The sequence below is a fragment of the Curtobacterium sp. RM9 genome, assembly GCF_054956955.1.
This window is the reverse complement of the sequence record NZ_CM143271.1, coordinates 1407633-1432420: the sequence shown is the minus strand read 5'-3', so window position 1 is coordinate 1432420 and position 24788 is coordinate 1407633. Positions and strand designations below refer to the sequence as shown.

23 protein-coding genes are annotated in these 24788 nt (G+C 72.1%); 5 read left to right on the top strand and 18 right to left on the bottom strand.

Annotation, left to right across the window (positions count from 1 at the left end; translation table 11 throughout):
- Positions 1-16: 16 nt before the first annotated feature.
- From dnaG to dusB, 3 genes are read right to left on the bottom strand one after another with little or no spacing between them, the layout of a single operon-like run.
- Positions 17-1954 (bottom strand): DNA primase, encoded by a 1938-nt coding sequence (dnaG, locus tag ACY3FI_RS06715; RefSeq protein WP_462550011.1) that lies wholly within the window; start codon positions 1952-1954, stop codon positions 17-19.
- Between the two features lie 40 nt (positions 1955-1994).
- Positions 1995-3275 carry a deoxyguanosinetriphosphate triphosphohydrolase gene (locus ACY3FI_RS06710; RefSeq protein ID WP_462550010.1) on the bottom strand — a complete coding sequence of 427 codons (1281 nt, stop codon included), beginning with the start codon at positions 3273-3275 and terminating at the stop codon, positions 1995-1997.
- Positions 3272-4444 carry a tRNA dihydrouridine synthase DusB gene (dusB, locus tag ACY3FI_RS06705; RefSeq protein WP_462550009.1) on the bottom strand — a complete coding sequence of 391 codons (1173 nt, stop codon included), beginning with the start codon at positions 4442-4444 and terminating at the stop codon, positions 3272-3274. The genes ACY3FI_RS06710 and dusB overlap by 4 nt, the downstream gene beginning before the upstream one ends.
- A 47-nt stretch (positions 4445-4491) precedes the next feature.
- Between dusB and ACY3FI_RS06700 the strand changes: the two genes are divergently transcribed.
- Positions 4492-4974, top strand: a complete 483-nt coding sequence (locus ACY3FI_RS06700) for an aminoacyl-tRNA deacylase (RefSeq protein WP_462550008.1) — start codon at positions 4492-4494, stop codon at positions 4972-4974.
- A gap of 8 nt (positions 4975-4982) precedes the next feature.
- Here the strand turns inward: ACY3FI_RS06700 and ACY3FI_RS06695 are convergent, their stop codons facing one another.
- The 3 genes from ACY3FI_RS06695 to ACY3FI_RS06685 form a co-directional block, all read right to left on the bottom strand.
- Positions 4983-5156 carry a hypothetical protein gene (locus ACY3FI_RS06695; protein ID WP_462550007.1) on the bottom strand — a complete coding sequence of 58 codons (174 nt, stop codon included), beginning with the start codon at positions 5154-5156 and terminating at the stop codon, positions 4983-4985.
- Positions 5153-5887 carry a DsbA family oxidoreductase gene (locus ACY3FI_RS06690; RefSeq protein WP_462550006.1) on the bottom strand — a complete coding sequence of 245 codons (735 nt, stop codon included), beginning with the start codon at positions 5885-5887 and terminating at the stop codon, positions 5153-5155. The genes ACY3FI_RS06695 and ACY3FI_RS06690 overlap by 4 nt, the downstream gene beginning before the upstream one ends.
- A 73-nt stretch (positions 5888-5960) precedes the next feature.
- Positions 5961-7346, bottom strand: coding sequence for a glycine--tRNA ligase (locus ACY3FI_RS06685; protein ID WP_462550005.1), 1386 nt, complete (start codon positions 7344-7346; stop codon positions 5961-5963).
- 166 nt (positions 7347-7512) lie between these two features.
- Here ACY3FI_RS06685 and ACY3FI_RS06680 point away from each other — a divergent pair, with 166 nt between their 5' ends.
- The 3 genes from ACY3FI_RS06680 to ACY3FI_RS06670 are packed head-to-tail and all read left to right on the top strand — an operon-like array spanning position 7513 to position 10674.
- On the top strand, positions 7513-7893 hold the full coding sequence (locus ACY3FI_RS06680) for a lactococcin 972 family bacteriocin (protein ID WP_462550004.1): 381 nt from the start codon (positions 7513-7515) through the stop codon (positions 7891-7893).
- A 58-nt stretch (positions 7894-7951) separates the two neighbouring features.
- On the top strand, positions 7952-9991 hold the full coding sequence (locus ACY3FI_RS06675) for a bacteriocin-associated integral membrane family protein (RefSeq protein ID WP_462550003.1): 2040 nt from the start codon (positions 7952-7954) through the stop codon (positions 9989-9991).
- Complete coding sequence (locus ACY3FI_RS06670) at positions 9988-10674, top strand: ABC transporter ATP-binding protein (RefSeq protein WP_462550002.1); 687 nt, start codon at positions 9988-9990, stop codon at positions 10672-10674. Before ACY3FI_RS06675 ends, ACY3FI_RS06670 begins: the two co-directional genes overlap by 4 nt.
- Positions 10675-10694: 20 nt before the next feature.
- On the opposite strand, the gene ACY3FI_RS06665 is transcribed toward ACY3FI_RS06670, so the two are convergent.
- The gene (locus ACY3FI_RS06665) at positions 10695-11744 is read right to left on the bottom strand and encodes an aminotransferase class V-fold PLP-dependent enzyme (RefSeq protein ID WP_462550000.1); all 1050 of its coding nucleotides are present in this window, start codon (positions 11742-11744) and stop codon (positions 10695-10697) included.
- Between the two features lie 70 nt (positions 11745-11814).
- Here ACY3FI_RS06665 and ACY3FI_RS06660 point away from each other — a divergent pair, with 70 nt between their 5' ends.
- The gene (locus ACY3FI_RS06660; protein WP_462549999.1) at positions 11815-12741 is read left to right on the top strand and encodes a LysR family transcriptional regulator; all 927 of its coding nucleotides are present in this window, start codon (positions 11815-11817) and stop codon (positions 12739-12741) included.
- A 96-nt stretch (positions 12742-12837) separates the two neighbouring features.
- On the opposite strand, the gene ACY3FI_RS06655 is transcribed toward ACY3FI_RS06660, so the two are convergent.
- The 11 genes from ACY3FI_RS06655 to ACY3FI_RS06605 form a co-directional block, all read right to left on the bottom strand.
- Positions 12838-13635, bottom strand: coding sequence for an isoprenyl transferase (locus tag ACY3FI_RS06655; RefSeq protein ID WP_462549998.1), 798 nt, complete (start codon positions 13633-13635; stop codon positions 12838-12840).
- Positions 13632-14525 carry a DNA repair protein RecO gene (gene recO, locus ACY3FI_RS06650; RefSeq protein WP_462549997.1) on the bottom strand — a complete coding sequence of 298 codons (894 nt, stop codon included), beginning with the start codon at positions 14523-14525 and terminating at the stop codon, positions 13632-13634. Before recO ends, ACY3FI_RS06655 begins: the two co-directional genes overlap by 4 nt.
- 176 nt (positions 14526-14701) lie before the next feature.
- The gene (gene leuA, locus ACY3FI_RS06645) at positions 14702-16471 is read right to left on the bottom strand and encodes a 2-isopropylmalate synthase (protein WP_462549995.1); all 1770 of its coding nucleotides are present in this window, start codon (positions 16469-16471) and stop codon (positions 14702-14704) included.
- Between the two features lie 266 nt (positions 16472-16737).
- Positions 16738-18138, bottom strand: a complete 1401-nt coding sequence (locus ACY3FI_RS06640) for an FtsX-like permease family protein (RefSeq protein ID WP_462549994.1) — start codon at positions 18136-18138, stop codon at positions 16738-16740.
- Positions 18135-18887 carry an ABC transporter ATP-binding protein gene (locus ACY3FI_RS06635; RefSeq protein ID WP_462549993.1) on the bottom strand — a complete coding sequence of 251 codons (753 nt, stop codon included), beginning with the start codon at positions 18885-18887 and terminating at the stop codon, positions 18135-18137. The genes ACY3FI_RS06640 and ACY3FI_RS06635 overlap by 4 nt, the downstream gene beginning before the upstream one ends.
- A 108-nt stretch (positions 18888-18995) precedes the next feature.
- Positions 18996-19670 (bottom strand): response regulator, encoded by a 675-nt coding sequence (locus ACY3FI_RS06630; RefSeq protein ID WP_462549992.1) that lies wholly within the window; start codon positions 19668-19670, stop codon positions 18996-18998.
- Positions 19667-20911 (bottom strand): sensor histidine kinase, encoded by a 1245-nt coding sequence (locus tag ACY3FI_RS06625; RefSeq protein WP_462549991.1) that lies wholly within the window; start codon positions 20909-20911, stop codon positions 19667-19669. Before ACY3FI_RS06625 ends, ACY3FI_RS06630 begins: the two co-directional genes overlap by 4 nt.
- 56 nt (positions 20912-20967) lie before the next feature.
- Complete coding sequence (gene era, locus ACY3FI_RS06620; RefSeq protein WP_462549990.1) at positions 20968-21882, bottom strand: GTPase Era; 915 nt, start codon at positions 21880-21882, stop codon at positions 20968-20970.
- Positions 21879-23198, bottom strand: coding sequence for a hemolysin family protein (locus ACY3FI_RS06615; RefSeq protein ID WP_462549989.1), 1320 nt, complete (start codon positions 23196-23198; stop codon positions 21879-21881). Before ACY3FI_RS06615 ends, era begins: the two co-directional genes overlap by 4 nt.
- 4 nt (positions 23199-23202) lie before the next feature.
- On the bottom strand, positions 23203-23664 hold the full coding sequence (ybeY, locus tag ACY3FI_RS06610) for an rRNA maturation RNase YbeY (protein ID WP_462549988.1): 462 nt from the start codon (positions 23662-23664) through the stop codon (positions 23203-23205).
- Positions 23661-24722, bottom strand: coding sequence for a PhoH family protein (locus tag ACY3FI_RS06605; RefSeq protein ID WP_462550321.1), 1062 nt, complete (start codon positions 24720-24722; stop codon positions 23661-23663). The genes ybeY and ACY3FI_RS06605 overlap by 4 nt, the downstream gene beginning before the upstream one ends.
- Between the last annotated feature and the right edge of the window lie 66 nt (positions 24723-24788).

Below are 24788 nucleotides of genomic sequence, written 5' to 3'. Positions count from 1 at the left end.
CGAGCCGACTCGGCGCCTACGCCTGTGCTGCCGCCTCGGCGTCGGCGCGCAACCGCATCCGCTGCCCGTCGATGTCGACGAGCTGCCGCTGGATCTCCGCGCGCCGGTCGGCCTGCTCGGTCGGGTCCGCCCGCTGCAGCTGGCCGAGCAACGAGGCCTTCCGGGCGAGGAGGTCCCGCTCGACCAGGGCCACGACGATGCTCCGGCAGTAGAGCGCGAGGTCCTCGTCGGTCCGGGCGGGGATCGGCGCGAGCGCGAGCTCCTGCACGAGCCCCCGGAACGGCGCCGGCACGTCCTGCAGCAGGCGTCCGAGCCAGTCCCCCGCGCCGACGGCGTCCGCGTTGGCGACCACGGCGTCCCGCACGACCGAGAGCATCGGTGCCGAGAACGTCGCGGCGGCCGCGAGACCGAGCAACGGCAGCCCGACGTACCCCGGTTGCTGCACCATCGCCATCACGGCGTCGCGCTCCATCCGGGTGATCGGGTCGTTCGGCAGCAGGCGCAGCCCGGCCACGGGCTCCTCAGGAGGGGTGACCAGCTCGCCGCCGGGACCGGCCTGACCGACCGGCACCGTGCCTCCCGTCCGCTCGCCGGGGCGACCGCCCGCGGACGCACCCGCGCGCTGCCGGGCGTTCTCGACCGCGCGACGGACCTCGGGGATCTCCATGCCGAGCCAGCCGGCGAGCTCGCGGACGTACCCCTGCGTGAGCGAGCGGTCGCGGATGCCGGCGAGCACCGGGGCGGCGGCGCGGAGGGCGCTGACCCGGCCCTCGACGGTCTCGAGGTCGTGGCCGTCGAGCGTCCGGCGGATCATGAACTCGAACATCGGACGCTTGTTCGTGACGAGGCGGCGGATCGCGTCGTCGCCGCGCTGCAGCCGGAGGTCGCACGGGTCGAGCCCGCCGGGGGCCACGGCGACGTAGGTCTGCGCGGCGAAGCGCTGCTCCTCGGCGAACGCCCGCGACGCGGCACGCTGACCGGCCTCGTCCGGGTCGAAGGTGAAGACGACCTCGCCGTTGGCGTTGGGGTCGGCGCCGCTGACGTCGCCGAGCATCGGGCGCAGCACCTTGATGTGGTCGACGCCGAACGACGTGCCACAGGTCGCGACCGCGGTCGTCACGCCGGCGAGGTGGCACGCCATGACGTCGGTGTAGCCCTCGACGATGACGACCTGCTTGCCCTTGGCGATGTCCCGGCGGGCGAGGTCGAGCCCGTAGAGCACCTGGCTCTTGTGGTAGATCGGCGTCTCGGGGGTGTTGAGGTACTTCGGGCCCTTGTCGTCGTCGAGCAGACGGCGCGCACCGAACCCGATCGTGGCACCGGTGACGTCGCGGATCGGCCAGATCAGCCGGCCGCGGAAGCGGTCGTAGGGCGACCGCTCGCCCTGTCCGGCGAGGCCGGCCGCCAGGATCTCGTCCACCGAGAAGCCGCGGCTGCGCAGGTGCTCCCGGGTGGCGTCGTACGACTGCGGGGCGAAGCCGACGCCGAAGTGCTGCGCCGCCGCCGGGTCGAACCCGCGCTCCCCGAGGAAGCGGCGTGCGGGTTCGGCGGCGGCCGTGGTGAGCTGCGACTGGAAGAACTGCAGCGCGGCCTCGTTCGCGGCGATCAACCGCGCGCGCTGGTTGTAGTCGGTGCGGGGGCCGTCGCCCTCTTCGTAGTGGAGCGTGAAGCCGATCTTCGCGGCCATCCGCTCGACGGCTTCCTGGAACGTGGTGTGGTCCATCTTGATGATGAACTCGAAGACGTCGCCGTCCTCGCCGCAGCCGAAGCAGTGGTACCGACCCACCTGTGGTCGCACGTGGAAGGACGGGGAGCGCTCGTCGTGGAACGGGCAGAGCCCCTTCAGCGACCCGACGCCCGCCGACTTCAGCGTGACGTGGTCGCCGACGACGTCGGCGATGTTGACACGCGAGCGGACCTCGTCGATGTCGTTCCGCGCGATCCTGCCAGCCACCCCTCGATCCTAGTTCGTGCAGCTGGCCCCGGCTGACGGATCAGACCGGGATGTGGACGGTCTCCCGCTCCCCCACGACCAACCGACGGTGCCACGCGAGCGCGCCCTGGTCCGTCAGGCTCGCGACCTGGTCGACCACGGCCCGGAGCCGTCCGGCGTCGTCTGCTCCGGCACGCCAGTCCGCCGCGAAGCCCGGGTCGAGCGCGTCCGCACCCCGCTCGGCGAGCACGTCGAGGAGTTCGGTCAGCACGTGACGCTGCTCCTCGTACACGGGCTGCCGGTCGCCGTGCGTCATCACGAAGGCGGCGACGATGCCCTTGAGCACCGCGATCTCCCCGATGATCTCGGGCGGGGTGACGACCGACGCCGCGAACCGCACGAGGGAACCCGAGGCGTAGGACGCCCGGGTCGCCGCGGTCGCCGTGCGCGCGAAGCGGCCGATGAGCTGCGACGTCAGGTTCTTGAGGCGTGCGAGGTCCTGCCGCGAGCCGTCGTACGACGTCATCCAGAGCGGCAGCGAGCGCAGCCGGTCGAACGCCTCGAGCAGTTCGTCGCGGCTGAGGTCGTCGCCGACCCACGCGTGCATCGCGGTGACGATGTCGTTCTCGCCGACGCGGTCACCCAGCGCCGCGACGTCGATGAAGCCCGCGACGACGGCGTCCTCGAAGTCGTGCACGGAGTAGGCGATGTCGTCGGAGAGGTCCATGACCTGCGCCTCGATGCATCGCTGCCGCCGCGGTGCACCCGCACGGAGCCACTCGAACGCGTCGTGGTCGTCGTCGTAGAAGCCGAACTTGGTGCGCCCGGAGGAGGCCTCGGAGACGCCCTGCGCCGCCGGCCACGGGTACTTGCACGACGCGTCGAGCGAGGCCCGCGTGAGGTTGAGCCCGTACGGCCGGTCGTCCGACCCGTAGACCTTCGGCTCGAGCCGGGTGAGCAGACGCAGCGTCTGCGCGTTGCCCTCGAACCCGCCGATGCCCTCGGCCCAGGCGTTCACGGCGGTCTCGCCGTTGTGCCCGAACGGCGGGTGGCCGATGTCGTGCGCCAGGCACGCGGTGTCGACGACGTCCGGGTCGAGGCCGAGCGAGTCGGCGAGCTCCCGCCCGACCTGCGCGACCTCGAGCGAGTGCGTCAGCCGATTACGGGCGAAGTCGAGGCCGGTCGTCGGGCTGAGGACCTGCGTCTTGGCCGCCAGCCGCCGCAGCGCACTCGAGTGCAGGAGGCGTGCGCGGTCGCGGGCGAAGTCGGAACGGCGGTTGCCGTGGGTCTCGGGCAGCCAGCGCTCGGCGTCGGCGGGCCCGTACGAACTCGTGGCGCTCATCCGCCGCTGTGGTGCAGTTCGGCGGCCGCGAGGACCTTGCGGAACTCGGCGTCGACGTCGCGCGACTCGAGCCAGCGGTCCGGCAACGCCGTGCGCTTCGGGTGGCCGGCGCGACCGCGCGGCCCCTCGGCGTCGGCGCCCGGGTACGGCGCGTCGTGGTCGAGCTGACCGAGCAGGTCGTCGATCTCCTGCAGCGTGGACGCCATCGAGAGCCCGGACCGGACGTCGCCGCCGATCGGGTACCCCTTGAAGTACCAGGCGACGTGCTTGCGGATGTCGCGGCAGCCCTGGTCCTCGGAGCCGAAGAACTCGACGAGCAGCTCGGCGTGCCGACGGAAGCCGTCCGCGACCTCGCCGAGGGAGGGCATGTAGCGCAGGCCCTCGCCGCGGAACGCCGCCGCGAGGTCACCGAACAACCACGGCCGCCCGAGGCACCCGCGCCCGACGACGACACCGTCGCAGCCGGTCTCGTCGACCATGCGCAGCGCGTCCGCCGCCGACCAGATGTCGCCGTTGCCGAGCACCGGGATGTCGGTGATGGTCTCCTTGAGGGTGGCGATCGCCGACCAGTCGGCGTGTCCCGAGTAGTGCTCGTTCGCGGTGCGGGCGTGCAGCGAGATCGCGGCGACGCCGGCGTCACGGGCGATGCGCGCGGCGTCGAGGTAGGTGAGGTGGTCGGCGTCGATGCCCTTCCGCATCTTCACCGTCACCGGGACGTCGCCCGCGGCCCGCACCGTCTTCGTCACGAGGTCGCGGAAGAGATCGAGCTTCCACGGCAGGGCCGCTCCCCCGCCCTTCCGCGTGACCTTGGGCACCGGGCACCCAAAGTTGAGGTCGATGTGGTCGGCGCGGTCCTCGCCCACCAGGATCGTCGCAGCCTCGGCCACGGTGTTCGGCTCGACGCCGTAGAGCTGGATCGACCGCGGGGTCTCCGACTCGTGGTGCTGGATGAGCTGCATCGACACCGGGGTGCGTTCGACGAGCGCCCGCGAGGTGATCATCTCGCAGACGTAGAGGCCGGCGCCGTACTCGCGGCAGAGCCGGCGGTAGGCCATGTTCGTGATGCCGGCCATCGGGGCGAGCACGACCGGCACGTCGACCTCGATGGGGCCGATGCGCAGGGGCTTCGCCGGGCGGGTCGCCGTGCGGGGCGCGTCAGTGATCGTCATACGTCGTCCATTCTCCCACGTCGGTCCGCGCCGGTAGCGTTCTCCACATGACGGACACCGCGATCGCCCGGTTCGACGCTGACGCCGCTCGCCGCGGCCTCGCGGTGGAGGTGGTCGAACGCCCCGCTGCCGACTCGCTCGAGGGCGCGGCGGCCCTGCTCGGCATCGACCCCGGCGACATCGTGAAGACCCTCGTCGTGAAGCGCCACGACGGCGACTTCCTGCTCGCGCTCGTGCCCGGTGGTCGCAGCATCGCGTGGAAGAAGCTCCGCACCGTGGTCGGCGTCAACAAGCTCTCGATGCCCGACGCCACCACCGCACTCGAGGCCTCCGGCTACGAGCGCGGCACCATCACGCCGATCGGCGCGACCGGCGACCTGCCCGTCTACGCCGACGAGCGCGTCCTCGGTCGCCGCATCGCCCTCGGCGCCGGACGCCACGGTGCGAGTGCCTTCGTCGACGGCGACGCCCTGGTGGCCGCCTACGGCGCGACCGTCGCCGACATCACCGACGAGCAGCCCGTCCGCTAGCGAGCGGCTCAGTCCGGGACCTCGGTCCAGTCGCCCTCCGCGCCCGGCACGAAGCACGAGTCTCCCTCGCAGACCGGCGCACCGCCGGACGGGACGAGCGTCAGCAGGGCGGGTCGCGCCTCCAGGCTGGTGTCGGACTGGAGGCGCGGCTCGGCCGGCCCGGCGAGGCGGACGTCCGTCATCGGGTCACCGCCGCGTCCGCTGCCGAGTCGTCAGCTGCCCGCTGCTCGTCCGCCGCGACCTCGTCCGGAGTGGTGCCGCGCAGCGCGACCACCTGGCGGAGCACCTGCTCGAACGCCGCCGGGTCCTGCGCCCCGGACACCCCGTACTTGCCGTCGATGACGAAGAACGGGACCCCGTTGATGCCGTAGGCCTGCGCCTGCTGCTGGTCCGCGCGCACCGCGTCGAGCTGAGCGTCGTCGCGGAGGGTCGCGAGGACCTCGTCGCGGTCCAAGCCGATCGACGCACCGAGGTCGGCCAGCGACCCGTCCTGGCCGACATGCTCGCCGCGCTCGAAGTAGGCGGTGAACAGGCGTTCGACCATCTCGAGCTGCTTGCCGTGCTGCTTCGCGAGGTGGATGACCTGGTGCGCCTTCACGGTGTTCGTGTGGCGGAGTGCGTCGTAGTCGTAGTGCAGGTCGACCGACGCCGCGATGCCCGCGACCTGGTCGATCATCTGCTGCGCCTGCTCGACGGGCAGGCCCTTGTGCTGCGAGAGGAACTCGGCCTCGCTGCCCTCGAAGTCGACCGGGGTGTCGGGGCTGAGCTCGAAGGAGTGGTACTCGACCTCGACCGGGCGGGCGTCCGGACCGGCGCCGAAGGCAGCCACCCCCGCCTCGAACTTGCGCTTGCCGATGTAGCACCAGGGGCATGCGATGTCCGACCAGACATCGACCTTCACGGAGTCGTTCACGCTGACGACAACGCGGCCATGGACCGGGCATTCCCGGACCACGGCCGCGTGTGTCGGCGGCTGCCGCCTGTGGCTACGCGCCGAGGAGACGCTGCGCGAGGTACCCCTGCAGCTGGTCGAGCGAAACACGCTCCTGCGACATGGTGTCGCGCTCACGCACCGTCACGGCCTTGTCCTCGAGGGTGTCGAAGTCGACCGTGATGCAGAACGGCGTGCCGATCTCGTCGTGGCGACGGTAGCGACGGCCGATCGCACCGGCGTCGTCGAAGTCGACGTTCCAGTGCTTGCGCAGGTCGTCCGCGAGCCCGCGGGCCACCGGCGAGAGCTGCTCGTTCCGGGACAGCGGCAGCACGGCGGCCTTGACCGGGGCGAGCCGCGGGTCGAGGCGCAGGACGGTGCGCTTGTCGACGCCGCCCTTCGCGTTCGGGGCCTCGTCCTCGTGGTAGGCGTCGATGAGGAACGCCATGAGCGCACGGGTCAGACCGAAGGACGGCTCGATGACGTACGGCACGTACTTCTCGTTGGCGGCCTGGTCGAAGTAGCGGAGGTCCTTGCCGGACGCCTCGATGTGGTTCTTCAGGTCGAAGTCGGTGCGGTTCGCGACACCCATGAGCTCGCCCCACTCGGACCCCTGGAACCCGAAGCGGTACTCGATGTCGGCGGTGGCGTCCGAGTAGTGCGCCCGCTCGCCGTCCGGCACGTCGAAGCGGCGGAGGTTCTCCGGGTCGATGCCGAGGTCGGTGTAGAACGCGACCGAGTCGGCGATCCACTGCTCGTAGTGGGTCTCGGCGTCGGCCGGGGGCACGAAGTACTCGATCTCCATCTGCTCGAACTCGCGGGTGCGGAAGATGAAGTTGCCGGGCGTGATCTCGTTGCGGAACGCCTTGCCGACCTGGCCGATGCCGAACGGCGGCTTCTGGCGGCTCGTCGTGACGACCTGCGCGAAGTCGACGAAGATGCCCTGCGCGGTCTCCGGGCGGAGGAAGTTCAGGCCCTCCTCCGACTCGACCGGGCCGAGGTAGGTCTTGAGCATGCCGGAGAACTCGCGCGGCTCGGTCCACTCGCCGCGGGTGCCGCAGTTCGGGCACGCGATCTCGGCCATGCCGCCCTCGGGGTCGCGGCCCTTCTTGGCGACGAACGCCTCGATCAGGTGGTCCTCGCGGAAGCGGTGGTGGCAGTGCAGGCACTCGACGAGCGGGTCGGTGAAGGTCGCGACGTGGCCCGAGGCCTCCCACACCTTGCGCGGCAGGATGACGGCCGAGTCGAGCCCGACCATGTCACCGCGGCCGCGGACGAACCGCTGCCACCACTGCCGCTTGATGTTCTCCTTGAGCTCGACACCGAGGGGCCCGTAGTCCCACGCGGAGCGGGATCCGCCGTAGATCTCGCCCGACTGGAACACGAAGCCGCGGCCCTTGGCCAGGGCGATGACGCTGTCGAGACGGGAGGGCTGTGCCAAGAGGTGCTCCTAGATCGCCGAGCTGGGTGCTCGGTTCGGTGACGGACCCGGGAAGTCTACCGGTCGGGAGCGACGCCAAGTGGTACTCACATTTGACATTCCACGTCGGTGCTGGAACGCTCGGGAGACCGCTCCACGGGGGGCGTGCAGAACGAGGATGAACATCATGGAGAAGTCGACGATGACCGTGTTGGCGGGGATCCTGGCGGCGTCCGCCGTGTTGGGGACCGCCGCAGTGGCGTCCGCTGAGACGTCCGACGAACTCGGCCACTGGCAGGACCACGGCGGGGCCGTCGCGACCAGCGTGACGCAGTCGATGGAGCTGACGGGTGACGGGCGCCTCTCGGACGGGGCGTACTGGACCTGGGGCTCCGGCGGCATCGGGGGCAAGACGTTCTCGCACTACTTCCGCGAGCGCAGCTGCCACGGCGCGACGGCCGTCGGCAAGGGGACGAAGCGGGTCACCGGCGTCCCGGGCGGCCGGTACGCGAAGGCTGAGGTGCCGTCGGCCGCCAGCGGGAACAAGGCGTACTACCACAACTGCTGACGCGGGAGCGTGCGGTGCCCTCGACGAGCGCACCGCGCGGAGCTGGGAGGGGAGCGACATGAAGCGGTGGATGGCAACGGGGATCATCGCGGTGTCGATCGCACCACTGGTGCTCGCGGCGCTCGCGATGGTGTCACTCGAGACGCAGACGTACGCGGGCGCCAGCGCGGTCGTGAAGATCACCGAGAACGAGGGCACGACGAGCGCGGACGAGGTGTTCCGATCCGTTGCCGACGAGGCCGAGCGAGGAGCTTTCGACGTCGCTCGCGAGGTGGTCGACGTCCGGTCGCCGGAGACGCTCCGACACCTCTACCTGGCCCTCGGCGACCGGGACGGCGCACGTGCGCGGTGGACGACGTCCGGGTACCCGGACTTCAGTGGACAGGTCAGGACCACGGTGGCCCCGCTGAGCGCGCTGCGGACCGCGGATCCCAGGGGGTACTACTACGTGTTCGGGCCGCCCGAGGCGGCGCTCGCACTCGAGCGGTCCTTCGGTCGCCTCGGCCTGAGCGGCATCGTGATCGAGCAGCACGCGCCCCTCAGGTTCCTCCCGGAGGTCCTCCCGGACACGACGGCCGGGGTGATGCTCGTCGCCACGCTCGGCCTGGCGGCACTGGGCACCGCGGGACCGGTCCTGCAGGGCCGGGCCCGGGCGGTCGCGCGGCTGCACGGACTCAGCGTGCGCGACGTGCTGGTGCGCGACGTGCGAGGCGCACGGAAGGCCTTCGCGGTGGCGCCGATCGCGTGGGCGATCGCGGCGCTGGCGTTCGCGCTCCGCGGCTGGCCGCAGTGGGGAGTCTTCGTGCAACTCGCGACGGCGTTCGCGGCCGTGGGCGCACTCGTCTTCTGTTCCGCGGCGCTCACGGCGACGGCGGTCGGCTTCGGCGAACCGCTCGCGGACGCCGTGCGGGGCCGCCGTCCGTCGGGGTGGTCCGCGCGGTGCGTCGGTGCCGTGCGGGTCCCGGCCGTGTTGCTCGTCGTGGCCGCTCTCGGAACGGCGGTGGCTTCTGACGCACGGTACGCGTCGCACCAGACCTCTGCCGAGACTCGTGCGGCTGCGGGCCGAGCGGTGGCCGTCGGGATCAGCGGGAGTCTCGGCGAAGCGGACCTCCGCGATGGCGGCGGTTCGGTCTGGGAGCGGTTCGGCGCGTGGCTGCAGGGAGCGCGACGCGACCAGGAGATGATCCTCACCGCGGCGTTCGGACTCCGTGAGCTGAGCCGGTCTCCGGCCGCCGACGCCCCGGTCCTGCTCGTCGACGAGGGGTACCTGCGTGCGCAGTCCGTCGAGGGTGTGGTCGCACCGGAATCGGGAGCGTCGATCGTCGTACCGCGCGGACTGGCGATCGAGGACGACCAGGTGCTGCGCGACGTCGCCGACGGCCTCGCGCTCAAGCTCGGGCTCACGCCGGGATCGACGTCGGTGCGGCGCGGGGCCGTGCCGGAACGGCTGTACACCTACGCGACCCCGGGTCGCGCGGTCCCGGTGTGGCTCGACGGTGCGGTCCTCGTCGTCGTCGCCGACGCCGAGCTCCTGCGCCCGCAGAACCGCACTGCTCTGGCGTCGTGGATGTCGACCGGAGACGTCGTGCTCGCTGACGACTCCTGGGCTCGCGCGTCGCTCGAAGCCGCGCACCTGACGGACGCCGTGCTGTCGGTGCAGCTCGTGGCCCAGGCGGCCGCGGATGCCGAACGGCGGCTGGCGCTCGAGCGCACGGTCGGCCTCGGGGGTGCGGCGCTCGCGGCGGTCGTGGCGTCCGGTGCGGCATGGGTCAGCGCGACCACGCGGATCCGGAGGCATAGGCGCCGGTCGGTGCTCCGAGCCGCGCACGGCTGGTCCTTCTGGGACACCCGTCGACGGATGATCGGCACGGAGACCCTGCTCGCGCTGGTCGGTTGTGGGGCAGCGTGGTCTGCCCGCCAACAACTCGCGCCGGACGTCACGGGCCTGAACCTGGATCTCGACCCCGTCGTCGCGAGCGCGGATGCGGCCTGCGCGGCAGCCGTGGCCGCGGTGATCGGACTCGCGGCGGTGCCGATCCTCGTGGAGTGGGTCGCGTTCCGCCGCATCCCGTCCCGGGCCCGAGAGGAATGCTCGTGACCGCGATCCCTCCTGACGGCATCCGTCTACGCCGCGTCTCGGCCACACGCGGTGGCCGACCGCTCTGGTCGGAGCTCGATCTCGACGCTGCGCCGGGAACGATGACGGCGGTCACCGGCCCGAGCGGCGCCGGGAAGTCGACGCTGCTGCAGTGCATCGGCCAGCTCGACCGGCCGGACTCCGGCGAGCTGTGGGTCTGTGGCCGACCGACCGCACAGGCACGGTCTCGTGAACGACGGCTCCTGCGCCGCGACCGCATCGGCTACCTCTTCCAGGACGGGGGCCTGATCGAGGACACCACCGTGCTCGACAACCTCGACCTGGTGTCACCGGGTCGACGGCTCCGGCGTGCGCGCAGGTCCCGGATCGACGAGGCGCTCGGCTCGGTCGGTCTCGCCGGGCGCCAGCACGAACCGGTGCACGCGCTGAGCGGTGGCGAACGGCAGCGACTCGCAGTCGCCCGCCTGATCGTCAAGCGTCCGGCGGTCGTGCTCGCGGACGAGCCGACGGCGTCGCTCGACGTCGAGCACGAGCGGCAGGTGATCGTGCTCCTCCGCGCGCTCGCCGAGGACGGCTCGACGGTGATGGTCGCGACGCACTCGCCGACGGTGCGTGCAGCGTGCGACCACGTCGTCCGGCTCGGCGCTGTCGCGACGGGCGCGGACCGAGGACACGAGAAGTGACATGTGGAACGCTCGGTCGGTCACCCCACCGGACGGAAGCCGTCCACCTCGTGCAGCACGTCGACGACCCGAGCCACGTCGCCCTCGTCGTTCCAGAGGTGGAACGCCAGGCGCAGCCGACCGGCGCGACCGCTGGCGGTCACGCCTGCGGCGCCGAGCGCGCGCAGCGCCGCGCCGTCGGGGTCCGGGAACGTGGTGATCGCCTGCCCGCTCCGAGGCGACCCGAGCGCGTCCGCGAGCCGGTCCGTGAGACCTGTGGCGTGCCTCCAGGCCGAAGCCGCGTCGACGGACGCGAGGTGCCGCAGCGCGGCGACCGCACCGGGCCAGGCCGGCCACGCGGGCGAGACGTCGAACCGCCTGGCGTCCGCGGCGAGCTGCATGACGGGGCCGTAACAGGATGCCCAGACGTCCTCGCCCGCGTACCAGCCGGCCTGCACGGGGCGGAGCCGTTCGAGGGCGGTGTCCGAGAAGGTGGCGAACGCGACCCCGCGGGGCGCGCAGAGCCACTTGTAGGCGTGGGTGACCGTGACGTCGAAGGGTGCCGCCGACACGGGCAGCACGCCGGCGGCCTGCGTGAGGTCGCACAGGGTCGTCGCACCAGCGCCGCGGGCGGCGTCGAGGACGTCGGCGGGGTCGGTGACGGCGCCCGTCGCGGACTGCACCGCCGACCAGGCGACGAGGTCGGTGTCCGGGCGGACGGCGTCGGCGAGCCGGTCGAGCGGGACGCTCCGCACGGTCACGCCGCGGTGGGCCTGCGCGAGGAAGGGGAAGACGACGGAGCTGAAGTCGCCGTCGGGGACGACGACCTCGGCGCCGTCCCGCAGGGAGGCGGCGACGACGGCCACCATGGCCGAGGTCTGCGACCCGGTGGCGACCCGAGCGGGATCGACGCCGACGATGCCGGCGAAGAGCGTTCGTCCCTCCTCCACCAGCGCGCCGTACCCGGTCGGAGAGGTCTCGGCGCGCGCCCACGCGTCGAGGTCTGCACGCTGCGCCGCGAGGGCGCCGTGCGTCGGCAGGCCCGCGGTGCAGGCGGCCAGGTAACCGGAGCCGTCGACGAAGGAGTCCATGCGTCCAGGATCACGGCGCAACCTCCATCACGACAGGGCAGGTTCCTTCGGGGTCCCATAACATGGCGTTGTGGGCACGATCGAACCGCAGCTGCTCCGGGTCCTGCTCGCCGTGCGGGACTCCGGCTCGATCAGCCGCGCGGCGACCGCACTCGGGTACAGCCAGCCCGCAGTCAGCCAGCTGCTCGCCCGGGCGGAACAGCGGCTCGGTCACGACCTCGTGCTGCGTGGCGGCCGCGGCGCGACGCTCACCGAGTCCGGGCGGGTGCTCGCGGACCACGCCCTGCACGTCGAGGCCGCCCTCGCCGCGGCAGCGGAGGACCTCGAGGCCGTCGGGGGCCTCGCACGCGGGCGGGTGCGCTTCGCCGGGTTCCCGAGTGCGTCGTCCACCCTCGTGCCACCGGTGCTCGCCGCGATGGCCGCCAGCAGCCCGGGCGTCGTCACCTCGTACGTCGAGGCCGAGCCGCCCGAGGCGATCGAGCTCGTCCGACGCGGTGCGGTCGACGTCGCGCTGACGTTCTCGCACGCCTTCACCCAGGACGACACCGCGGACGACCCGACCCTGACGACCCGGGCGCTCGGCCGCGACCCGCTGGCGCTCGTGACCCCGACCGCGGGAGCGGCGACCGCGACCGCGACCGACGATCCGGTTGCGGACCTCGCCGCCCACCGCGACGCCCGCTGGATCGGCGGGTGTCCACGCTGCCGCGGGCACCTGTTGGCGTCCTGCGCCGCCTCGGGCTTCACGCCGGAGATCGTCCTCGAGACCGACAACGCCGCAGCCGTCGTCGGGCTGGTGGCCGCGGGACTCGGCGTCGCGCTGCTCCCCCGGCTCGCACTCAGCACGACCGTCGTGCCGCCGGACGTCGAGGTCACGCCGGCCGACGACGCGCTCGCCCGTCGGGTCGAGGTCGTCGTCGCACGCGGCGCGGACCGGGTGCCGAGTGTCCGGGCCGCACTCGACGCGGTCCGCGGGGTGACGTCCCTGCTCGGCTGAGCGATCGACCGACTCGGCAGGCGATCGGCTGAGCCCGGGCTCCCGCTCCGGGCTCCCGGGCTGGAGGCGCGGTGCGCTCCCGCCCCGCTGCCTCGATCAGGCCGTGGGTGCGTCCACCGCTCCGCCGTACCGTCGGTCGCGGCGCGCGTACTCCTCGATCGCTCCCCACAGGTCGGTGCGCCGGAAGTCCGGCCAGAGCCGGTCGAGGAACACCATCTCGGCGTACGCCGACTGCCAGAGCATGAAGTTCGACGTGCGCTGCTCCCCCGAGCTCCGGAGGAACAGGTCGACGTCGGGCAGCTCCGGCACGTACAGCCGCTTCGCCAGGGTCTTCTCCGTGACCTGACCCGGCTTGAGACGTCCGGCGGCGACGTCCTCGGCGATCCCGTGCACCGCGTCGACGATCTCGTTCCGACCGCCGTAGTTCACACACATCGTCAGCGTGCAGACGTCGTTGCCGGCGGTCATCCGCTCGGCGGTCTGGAGCTCGTCGATCACGCTGCGCCAGAGCCGCGGACGACGACCGGCCCACCGGATCCGCACACCCCAGGCGTTCAGCTGGTCGCGTCGTCGGTGCAGCACCTCGCGGTTGAAGCCCATCAGGAACCGCACCTCGTCGGGCGAGCGCTTCCAGTTCTCGGTCGAGAAGGCGTAGGCCGAGACGTGCTCGACCCCGATCTGCACGGCACCGGCGACGACGTCGAGCAGGGAGGCCTCGCCCGCCTTGTGCCCTTCGACCCGCGTCAGGCCACGCTGGTTCGCCCACCGGCCGTTGCCGTCCATGACGATCGCGACGTGCTTCGGCACGAACTGCTTCGGGATCGCCGGCGGCTGCTCGCCCGTCCAGTCGAGGGGCTTCAGCGGCTCGGGCTCGGCGTACCGGCGGGGGCTCATGCGGGCGTTCCTCCAGGGGCGTCAGCGGCGGACGGTGTGGTCGGGGTGCCGGGCTCGGCCGGGCCGGCGGTGCTCGGCGCGTCGGGGTCGGGCACCGGCGGAGCGGGCGTCGCGGCCACGGCGGCGGGGACACCCCCGGGTGCTGGCGTGACGGGCGCGGGCTGCTCGGTGCGGTCGACGTGCGGCAGGGACCGCAACGACCGGTCGAGGTGCCACTGCGCGTACGCCGCGACGACGCCGGACGCCCGGGAGCGCGTGCGCTCGTCCGCGGCGTCCACCACCGCCCAGTCCCCCGCGAGCAGGGACCCGAGCAGCCGCAGCGTGTCGACGTCGAGCCGCGGCGTCCCGGGAGGCGCTGCATGGTCGGCCACGACCCCGCCGAGCTGCACGACGAAGGCGGAGTGCGGCCCCGGCTCCCCGGTCACCGCGCAGTCCCGGAAGGAGGGCGCCCACCCGGCGATGCTCATTGCGCGCAGCAGGTACGAGTCGAGCGTCGCGGTCGTCACGTGCTCGTGCCGGGACAGCGAGCGGAGCGCCCCGACGAGGAGCAGGTACTGCTGCAGTCCGGCGTCCGCCTCGCTCAGGCGGTCGGCGGTCTCGACCATCGCGCTCGCGGCGGTGTAGGCGCCGTAGTCGGCGACGATCTGGGCGCCGTAGGAGCCGAGTGACTCGGCCTGGGTCACGATGTCGAGCGAGCGGCCCTCGTAGAACTGGGCGTCCACGACCATGAACGGCTCGAGGCGGGAGCCGAACTTCGAGGCGGTCCGCCGGACGCCCTTCGCGACCGCGCGGATCTTGCCGTGCTGGCGGGAGAGCATCGTGACGATGCGGTCGGCCTCACCGAGCTTGTGGGTGCGCAACACGACGCACTCGTCCCGGTACAGCGGCATCCCCCCAGTATCCCCCGCCCCGCCGACAGCCGGCGCCGCGCGCGCCGGGCCGGACGGCGCGGGCGACGCGAGGTGCGCGGTGGACGGAGCATGCACGGGAGGCGCGGTGGACGGAGCATGCACGGGAGGCGCGGTGCGGGTCGGACCCGCACCGCGCCTCCCGGACGTGGTGGCGACTACGCCGAGACCAGCTCCGGCGCGCCGGACGCGGCCCCGGCGCGGACCGCGCGGTTGACCGCGGAGACGATCGCCTTGAGCGAGGCGGTCGCGATGTCGGCGTCGATCCCGACACCCCAGAGGCGCGTGCCGTCGACGTCGAGCTCGACGTAGGACGCCGCCTTCGCGTCGCCGGAGGCGCTCATCGTGTGCTCCGAGTAGTCGTACAGCGTGACGTCGACCCCCTGGTCGCGCATCACGGAGAGGAACGCGTCGATCGGGCCGGTACCCACCGCCGTGGCGTCCACCGAGCCCTCGTCGACGCGCATCGCGACCGAGAGCTTCGTGGTGCCGTCGAAGTCGCTCGACGTCGCCGTCTTCGTGATCTCGTACCGGCCCCACTTGTCCGACGCGTCGTCGGCGGGCAGGTACTCGTCGCGGAACAGGTCCCAGATGCGCTCGGAGGAGAACTCGCCGCCCTCGGAGTCGGTGTGCTGCTGCACGACGCCGGAGAACTCGATCTGCAGCTTGCGGGGCAGGTCGATCGCGTGGTCGGTCTTGAGCAGGTACGCGACGCCGCCCTTGCCGGACTGGGAGTTGACCCGGATCACGGCCTCGTACGAGCGCCCGATGTCCTTCGGGTCCACCGGCAGGTACGGCACCGCCCAGGCGATCTCGTCGACGGTCGTGCCCGCGGCCTCGGCCTTGGCGCGCATGGCGTCGAAGCCCTTGTTGATGGCGTCCTGGTGCGAGCCGCTGAACGCGGTGTAGACGAGGTCGCCGGCCCACGGCTGCCGCTCGGGGACGGGCAGCTGGTTGCAGTACTCGACCGTGCGCTTGACCTGGTCGATGTCCGAGAAGTCGATCTCGGGGTCGATGCCCTGCGTGAACAGGTTCATGCCGAGGGCGACGAGGTCGACGTTGCCGGTGCGCTCACCGTTGCCGAACAGGCAGCCCTCGATGCGGTCGGCACCCGCCATGTAGCCGAGCTCGGCGGCGGCCACGGCGGTGCCCCGGTCGTTGTGCGGGTGCAGCGACAGGATGACGTCCTCGCGGTGGTCGAGGTTGCGCGACATCCACTCGATCGAGTCGGCGTAGACGTTCGGTGTGGCCATCTCGACGGTCGCGGGCAGGTTGATGATCACCTTGCGGTCGGGCGTCGGCTCGAAGACGTCGAGCACGGCGTTGCAGATGCGCGCCGCGACCTCGAGTTCGGTGCCGGTGTAGGACTCCGGCGAGTACTCGTAGAACACCTGCGTGTCGTGCTGCAGGGTCGCCTCGGCCGCCTTGCACATCCGCGCACCGGCCACGGCGATGTCGACGACGCCCTGCACGTCGGTGCGGAACACGACCTCGCGCTGCACGATCGAGGTGGAGTTGTAGAGGTGGACGATGGCCTGCTTCGCGCCGTCGATCGCCTCGTAGGTCCGGTTGATCAGGTGCTCGCGCGCCTGGGTCAGCACCTGGATCGTGACGTCGTCCGGGATCGCGCCCTCGTCGATGAGCGACCGCACGAAGTCGAAGTCGGTCTGCGAGGCGCTCGGGAACCCGACCTCGATCTCCTTGTAGCCCATCCGCACGAGCAGGTCGAACATCGCCCGCTTCCGCTCCGAGTCCATCGGGTCGATCAGGGCCTGGTTGCCGTCACGGAGGTCCACCGCGCACCAGCGGGGCGCACGGTCGATGCGCTTCGTCGGCCAGGTGCGGTCGGGCAGCTCGACGCGGATCTGCTCGTGGAACGGGACGTACTTGTGGATCGGCATCCCGGAGGGGCGCTGCGTGTTCTGCATCGTTTCGTCGCTTTCGTCGTCAGGTGTGTGTCAGGCCACGACGGACTCCGCGACGAGGTGGGCCGTTGTGTCAGGCCTCGTCGCGGCAGCGAAGGAGGAGGAGCGCCGAGTACATCGGATTCACCGTAGCACTGGTACACCAGCTCGGCGCAAGCGTCTGGCGGGACGGTACGGGACGGTGCGGTGCAGGGCGGCGCGGGGCGGCCAGCCACGGGTGCGTCCCGTTGCCCGCCGCCCGGCCCCGGCCCCGGCCCCGGCCCCGGACCTCAGTCGACCGCCAGCGCCTGCGTGGGCGGCACCCGCATCGCGCGCCGCACGGGCGCGACCGTGGCGACGACCGCGAGGACCAGCGCCCCGACGACCACGATGCCGACCGTCGACAGCGGGAGGATCGGCGGCACGACGCCGCCGAGCGACCCGAGCAGCGTCTGGCCGGCGACCCACCCGTAGAACGTGCCGAGGACGAGTCCGGCGACGACCGCCGCGACGACCATCTGCACGGCCTCGGTCACGATCATCCGCCGGACCTGGGCGCCGGTGAGCCCGAGCACCCGCAGGAGGCCGAGCTCCCGCCGTCGCTGCAGGACCCCGAGCGCGAGGGCGTTGACGACCCCTACGGCGGCGATCACGGCGGAGAACCCGACGATCACGCTGACGACGGCGTTCAACTGCACGAAGAAGTCGCGCTGCGCCTGGATGACGTCGGCCGGCAGGGTGCCGTCGTCCATCGCGCGGAGCTGCGCTTCGAGCACGTGCTGCATGATCCCGAGGGCGACCGCGAAGGTGACGAGCAGCGTGACGCCGATCACCAGGCCGATGGTCGCCCGCGAGGACCGACCGGGAGCCCGCATCGCGTTGCGTCCGGCGAGCAGGACGACCGGGTCGCGCGAGCCGATCCGACCGATGAGCGACAGGACCGGGGGCATCACGATCGTGGCGCCGACGGCGACGCCGGTGAAGGAGACGAAGCCGCCGAGGGCAGCGGGCAGCACGGCGTACGGCGACGTCCCGCTGATGGCCAGCCCGAGCGCGATCAGCGCGCCGCCGCCAGCCATGAGCAGGATCGCCCACACCGTGCGCGCGGTGCCGGCACGGACGTCCTCGTGGCTCGGCTCGACCGTCGATGACAGCGCCTCGAGCGGCGTCACGGTCAGCACCCGCCGCGACCCCGCAGCGAACGCGCCCCACGTCGCGAGCACCACGGCGACGACCGGCAGCACGAGTTCGACCGGGACGAGGGGGTACGCGACGTCCGGCAGGAAGCCGGTGCTCCGCAGGACGGTCACGAAGAGTGCGGACAGCCCGGTCCCGACGACCACGCCGATCACCGCGCCGACGGCACCGACGACCAGACCGGTCCGGGTGATCCGTCTCCGGAGCGTCGCACCGGTCGCACCGACCAGCCGCTGCAGCGCGATGATCCGGGTCTGCCCGGCGATCAGGGTGGCGCAGGTGTTGGCGGTGACGACCGCGCCGACGTAGAGCGCGACGCCGAGGAAGATCCACCCGATGACCGAGAGGATCGCCTTGACCGTCGCCAGGTCGTCGAACCCGGTGGCGGCCAGCGCCTCGGTCACGATGCCCGGCGCGATGACGAGTGCCGAGCCGAAGGTGGTGCCCAGCGCCGCGACGAGGATCGTCGGGGCGAAGCTGCGGAGGCCGTTCACGCTGCCGCCTCCATCCCGAGCATCGTCGCGGAGATGTCCGACGCGGTCATCGCGGGCCGGTCGTCGACGATGCGGCCGTCGGCGAGGAAGAGGATGCGGTCGGCGTTGGCCGCCGCGACCGGGTCGTGGGTGACCATCACGACGCTCTGCCCCCATTCCTGCACGGCACCGCGGAGGATGCCGAGCACGTCGCGCCCGGTGCGGGAGTCGAGCGCGCCGGTGGGCTCGTCCGCCACGACGACCGCCGGCCGCGAGGCCAGCGCGCGGGCGATCGCCACACGCTGCTGCTGCCCGCCGGAGAGCTGGTGGGGTCGGTGCGTCAGCCGGTCGCCGAGACCGAGCATGTCGATCAGACGGTCGATCCACGCCGACTCGTCACGCGTCGGCCGCGCGCCACCGAGCAGGAACGGCAGCCGGATGTTCTCGCTGACGTCGAGCGTCGGCACCAGGTTGAACGACTGGAACACGAATCCGAGTCGGCGGCGTCGGAGCTCGGTCAGGGCCGCGTCACCGAGAGCCGTGATGTCGACACCGTCGATCGAGATCCTGCCGCTCGAGACGGCGTCGAGACCGGCCGCGACGTGCATGAGCGTCGACTTGCCGGAACCCGACGGCCCCATCACCGCGGTGAACTCCCCCGCGCCGACGTCCACACTGACGTCGTCGAGTGCGGTCACCCGTCGGGCGGCATCGCCGTAGTGCTTGGAGACGTGGTCGAGTCTGATGATCGGGGTGCTGGTCGTGGTCATGCACCCACGATCTCGCTCCGGCACCGGTCCCCGCGTCGGTCTCGTGGCTCCTGTGGATGGTCCGCTCGGCGTGCCCCTCGGTGCAGGGCTCATCCGAGCGGATGACGGTCAGTCCGCCTTCGTCACGAGGCCGTGCTCGTGCGCGAACACCACGAGCCGGACGCGGTCGCGGAGTTCGAGCTTCGTGAGTACCCGCGAGATGTGCGTCTTCACGGTGGCCTCGCTGACGTACTCGTGCTGCGCGATCTCGCTGTTGCTGAACCCGCGGGCCGCGAGGTCGAAGATCTCGCGCTCTCGTGGTGTGAGGTCGGCGAAGGCCGGCGGCACGGTCGGCGTCTGGTCGCTCGTGTCCTCGTACCGGCGCAGGAGCTCGCGGGTCGCGGACGCCGCGAACACGGCGGTGCCCGCGTGCACGGTCCGGATCGCCGCGAGCAGGAACTCCGGGTCGGCGTCCTTCAGGACGAAGCCGCTCGCCCCGGCGCGGATCGCCTTGGCCGCGGCCTCGTCGAAGTCGAAGGTCGTCAGCACGAGCACCTTCGCGCCGTCCGTCCCACTGTCCTCAACGATGCGCGACGTCGCGGTGATGCCGTCCATCACCGGCATGCGGACGTCCATCAGCACGACGTCCGGACGCGCGCGACGCACCAAGTCGACGCCCTCGGCGCCGTCCCCGGCCTCGCCCACGAAGCGCAGGTCGGGCTGCGAGTCGACGAGCATCCGGATGCCGGTGCGGAAGAGCGACTGGTCGTCGACCAGGGCGACGCGGATCGGGGTGTCGTTCATCGGCTGGTGTGCTCCTCGGGGGTCGGGGTGCTGGGGACGAGTCCGCGCGGCATCTGGCCGCTCGCGGGGACGGCGGGCATCCGGACGTCGACGCGGAAGTCGTCGCCGCGCGGCCCGGCGGTCATCGACCCGCCGGTCATCATCGCGCGCTCGCGCATGCCGACCAGGCCGTGTCCGGTGCCGGGACCGCGGGTTCCGTCGTCGGCACGACGGTTCACGACCGTGATCTCGACGGTGTCCGGCCGGTAGGTCAGCGCTGCGCGCACCGGCGAACCGGGCTCGCCGTGCTTCCACGCGTTCGTCAGGCTCTCCTGCACGATGCGGTAGACCGCGAGCTGCGTGGTGGTCGGCAGCCCGGTGGGGTCACCCTGGCGCTCGACCTCGACGTCCAGACCCACGTCGCGCATCTCCCCGACGAGGCGCTCGATGTCGTCGATCTCCGGGGTCGGTGCGGAGCCCTGTTCGTGCCGGAGGGCGCCGAGGAGTTCGCGCACGTCACCGAGTGCTCGGCGTGCGGTGGTCGAGATCGTGCCGAGGGCCTCGTCGGCGATGGCGGGGTCGGCCCGGAGCGCGTACCGGGCGCCGTCGGCCTGCGCGATCACGACGGCGAGCGAGTGCGCCACGATGTCGTGCATGTCGCGGGCGATGCGGACGCGCTCCTGCTCGACCGCGACGGCGCGGTCGGCGCGGGCGGCGTCGCGCTCCGCGAGGAGCTGGGCCTCGCGGCTCATGCTCGCCGACCGCCGCGTGCGCGCGACGATGCCGGCGAGCCACGGCAGCAGGAGCAGGAGCAGGACGATCGCGAAGTAGGACACCCCGACGCGCAGCGACTCGAGCTCCGGGGTCGTGGCCGTCTGGATGTCGGAGCGCCACGCGTAGTCGCGGAGCCCGAGGTAGACGGCGACGACGAACGGCGTGGCGATAGCGGAGCCGAGCGCCACGAACCGGACACGTCGGGTGCCGTAGACCGCCGCCGAGTACATCAGCGCCGCCAGGAAGGCGTCCGAGAAGTCTGGCTGCTGCCCGCTGACGATCTGGAAGATGCCGACGGCCCAGGCGAGCGCCAGGGCGAGCGCCGGGGACAGTCGCCGCAGAGCGAGCACCGTCGACATGCCGACGACGGTGACCATGGCCAGGGGCGAGTCCGCGCCGCTGGCCGTCAACAGGAGGACCAGCCCGCCGAGCAGGACCGCGACGAGGACGTCGGTCAGGACCTGCGCGCGGAGCATGGGACGGAACACCCGACCACGGTACGACCCGGCCGGGGTGTGCGCGTCCGTCGCGCGGATGACCCGGTTCAGAAGCCGAGGCGCCCGAGCTGCTTCGGGTCGCGCTGCCACTCCTTGGCGACCTTCACCCGGATGTTGAGGTACACGTGCCGGCCGCCCAGCAGCGACTCGATCTCGGTCCGGGCACGCGACCCGACGTCCTTCAACCGCTCGCCACGGCGGCCGATGACGATGGCCTTCTGGCTGTCGCGCTCGACGAACAGGTTGGCGAAGATGCGCAGCGGCCCGTTCGGGTCGTCGTCCTCGTCCGGCTCGACGACGTCCTCGATGACCACCGCGAGCGAGTGCGGCAGTTCGTCGCGCACGCCCTCGAGCGCCGCCTCGCGGATGAGCTCGGCGATGCGGTCCTCGTCGGTCTCCTCGGTCACGGTGGCGTCGTCGTAGAGCTGCGGCGACTCCGGCAGGAGCTTCGTGATCTCCTCGAGCAGGACCTCGAGCTGCAGGCCACGGGTGCCGGACGTCGGGATGATGGCGTCCCAGTCGCGCAGGGCCGACACGGCGAGGAGCTGCTCGCCGACCGCGTCCTTCGCGGTGCGGTCGATCTTCGTCACGATCGCGATCTTCTTGGCGCGCGGGTACTGGTCGAGCGTGTCGTTGATGAAGCGGTCTCCGGGGCCGATCGGTTCGTTCGCCGGCACGCAGAAGCCGATCACGTCGACGTCGCCGAGCGTGGACTGCACGAGGTCGTTCAGCCGCTCGCCGAGCAGCGTGCGCGGCCGGTGCACGCCGGGGGTGTCGACGATGATGACCTGGCCGTTCGGCCGGTGCACGACCCCGCGGATCGCCCGTCGCGTCGTCTGGGGCTTCGAGGAGGTGATCGCCACCTTCTCGCCGACGAGGGCGTTCGTGAGCGTCGACTTGCCGACGTTCGGGCGTCCGACGAACGAGACGAATCCGGCTCGGTAGGGGGTGGGGTCGGTCATGCGGAGGTGGTTCCCGTCGTGGTCGGTTCGTCGTGCAGGGCGTCCTCGACCTCGGCGAGGGCGGGGGTGCGCTCGGCGAGCACGGAGATGAGGTGACGCCGCTTGCCCTCGACGCGGTCCGCGGTCAGGACGACGCCCGAGACCGTGACCGTGTCGCCGCGGACGGCGAGGTGGCCGAGCTCCTTCGTGAGCAGGCCGCCAGCGGTGTCCACGTCGTCGTCGTCGAGTTCGATGCCGAACAGGTCGCCGAGCTCGTCGACGGGCAGGCGGGCGGACACGCGCCAGACGCCCGGGCCGACCTCGACCCGGTCGACCACGGTGCGGTCGTACTCGTCGGAGATGTCACCGACGAGTTCCTCGATGAGGTCCTCCATCGTGACCAGGCCGGCGACGCCGCCGTACTCGTCGACGACGAGCACGAGGTGGTTCTTCGCGGCCTGCATGTGGCGCAGGGTGTCGTCGGCGGCCTTGGACTCCGGCACGAACTCGGCGGGTCGCACGAGCGTGGTCACCGGCTCGACGCCGGACCCGGGCCGCTCGTAGAGGGCGCGCGAGACGTCGCGGAGGTAGAGCACGCCGAGGACGTCGTCGCTGTCCTTCCCGGTGACGGGCATCCGGGAGACGCCGGCCACGAGGAACTGCTCCATGCCCGCGGCGAGGGTGTCGGTGCCGTCGGCGGTGACCATGTCGGTGCGCGGCACCATGACCTCGCGCACGAGCGTGTCGCTGAACTCGAACACCGAGTGGATCAGCTCGCGGTCGTCCTGCTCGAGCACGTTGCTCTCGGCGGCCTCGTCGACGAGCGACAGGAGCTGCTCCTCGCTCGACACGCTCGAGGCGCTGCCGCCCCGGCCCGGCGTGACCCGGTCGCCGATCGCGACGAGGAGTCCGGCCAGCGGGCCGAGCACGATGCGGACCGCGCGGACCACGCCGCCCGTCGCGCCGATCAGGCGCTCGGCGTGGGCTCGGCCGACGCTGCGCGGGCTCGAGCCGACGAGCACGAACGAGACCGCGGTCATCACGGCCGCGGAGACGATCAGCGCGACCCACCAGGTGTCGAACACCCGGACGAGCGCGATGGTCACGAGGACGGCCGCAGCGGTCTCGGCGAGCACACGGAAGAAGTTGAGGGCGTTGACGTGAGCACCGACGTCGTCGCCCACGGCTTCGATCGCGCGGCGGTGCCGACTGCCGCGGGCGATCTCGTCGAGGTCGGCGCGGGACAGCACGGAGAGCGCGGCGTCCGACGCCGCGAGCAGACCGCCGAGGACGACCAGCGCGAACGCCACCGCGAGCAGGCCGGCGACGAGCAGCATCAGGTCACCGTCCTCGGCGCTGAGCGGCGAACGCGGAGAGGATCTCGCCCTGCAGCCCGAACATCTCGGCCTTCTCCTCCGGCTCGGCGTGGTCGAAGCCGAGCAGGTGGAGGATGCCGTGACACGTGAGCAGGAGCATCTCGTCGGTCGTCGAGTGCCCGGCGGTCTTCGCCTGCTCCTCGGCGACCTGGGGGCAGAGCACGATGTCGCCGAGCAACCCCGCGGGCGTCGGGTCGTCCTCGGTGCCCGGTCGGAGCTCGTCCATCGGGAAGCTCAGGACGTCGGTCGGCCCCGGCTCGTCCATCCACCGGATGTGCAGCTGCTCCATCGCGCCCTCGTCGACGAGCACGATGGCGAGCTCCGCGTCGGCGTGGACGTGCAGCGCGTCGAGTGCGAAGGTCGCGAGGCGCTGGATCGCGGCCTCGTCGACCTCGACGCCCGACTCGTTGTTGAGCTCGATGCTCACCGGTTCCCTCCTCGGGGGTCGTTGTGCGGCCAGGGAGCCGACTGGTGGTCCTGCGGCGGCCGGCCGCGTCGCTCGGCGCGGTTCGCACCGGACGGGTCCGGCGCCGCCGCGGTGCCGCGCCCGCCCTGTCGGTACCCGGCCTGCTCGGCGAGGCGCTCCTCGTCGTAGACGGTGTACGCGTCGACGATGCGACCGACGAGCGTGTGGCGCACGACGTCCTCGCTGCCCAGGCGGGCGAAGTGGATGTCGTCGACCTGGTCGAGGATCCGCGTCACGAGGCGGAGCCCGGACAGGTTGCCGGGCAGGTCGACCTGCGTGATGTCACCCGTGACGACCATCTTCGAGCCGAAGCCGAGGCGCGTCAGGAACATCTTCATCTGCTCGGGCGTGGTGTTCTGCGCCTCGTCGAGGATGACGAACGAGTCGTTGAGCGTGCGGCCGCGCATGTAGGCGAGCGGAGCGACCTCGACCGTGCCGGCGGCGAGGAGCTTCGGGACCAGCTCCGGGTCCATCATCTCGTTCAGGGCGTCGTACAGCGGCCGGAGGTACGGGTCGATCTTGTCCGTCAGGGTGCCCGGCAGGAACCCGAGCCGCTCCCCCGCCTCGACCGCCGGACGCGTGAGGATGATGCGGGTGACCTCGCGGCGCTGCAGCGCCTGGACGGCCTTCGCCATCGCGAGGTACGTCTTGCCGGTGCCGGCGGGGCCGATGCCGAACGTGATGGTGTGCTGGTCGATCGCGTCGACGTAGGCCCGCTGCCCGTCGGTCTTCGGGCGCACGGACTTGCCGCGGCTCGACACGATCGGCGTGCCGAAGGTGTCGGACGGCTTGCGGTCCTCGTCGAGGATCCGGGCCGACGTCGGGATGTCCGCGGGGCCGATGTCCTGCCCGCGCTTCACCATGCCGACGAGCTCGTCGACGAGGGCGTGCGCGCGGAGGACGTCGCGCTCCGGGCCGGACAGCGAGACCTCGTTGCCGCGGACGAGCACCCGGACGCCCGGGTACTGGCGCTCGACGGTCTTCAGCAGGCGGTCCTGCGGGCCGAGGAGCTGGACCATCGCGATGCCGTCGACCTGGATGTCGACGGTGACGTCCGACGGGTCGGACACGGGTCGGACGGTGGG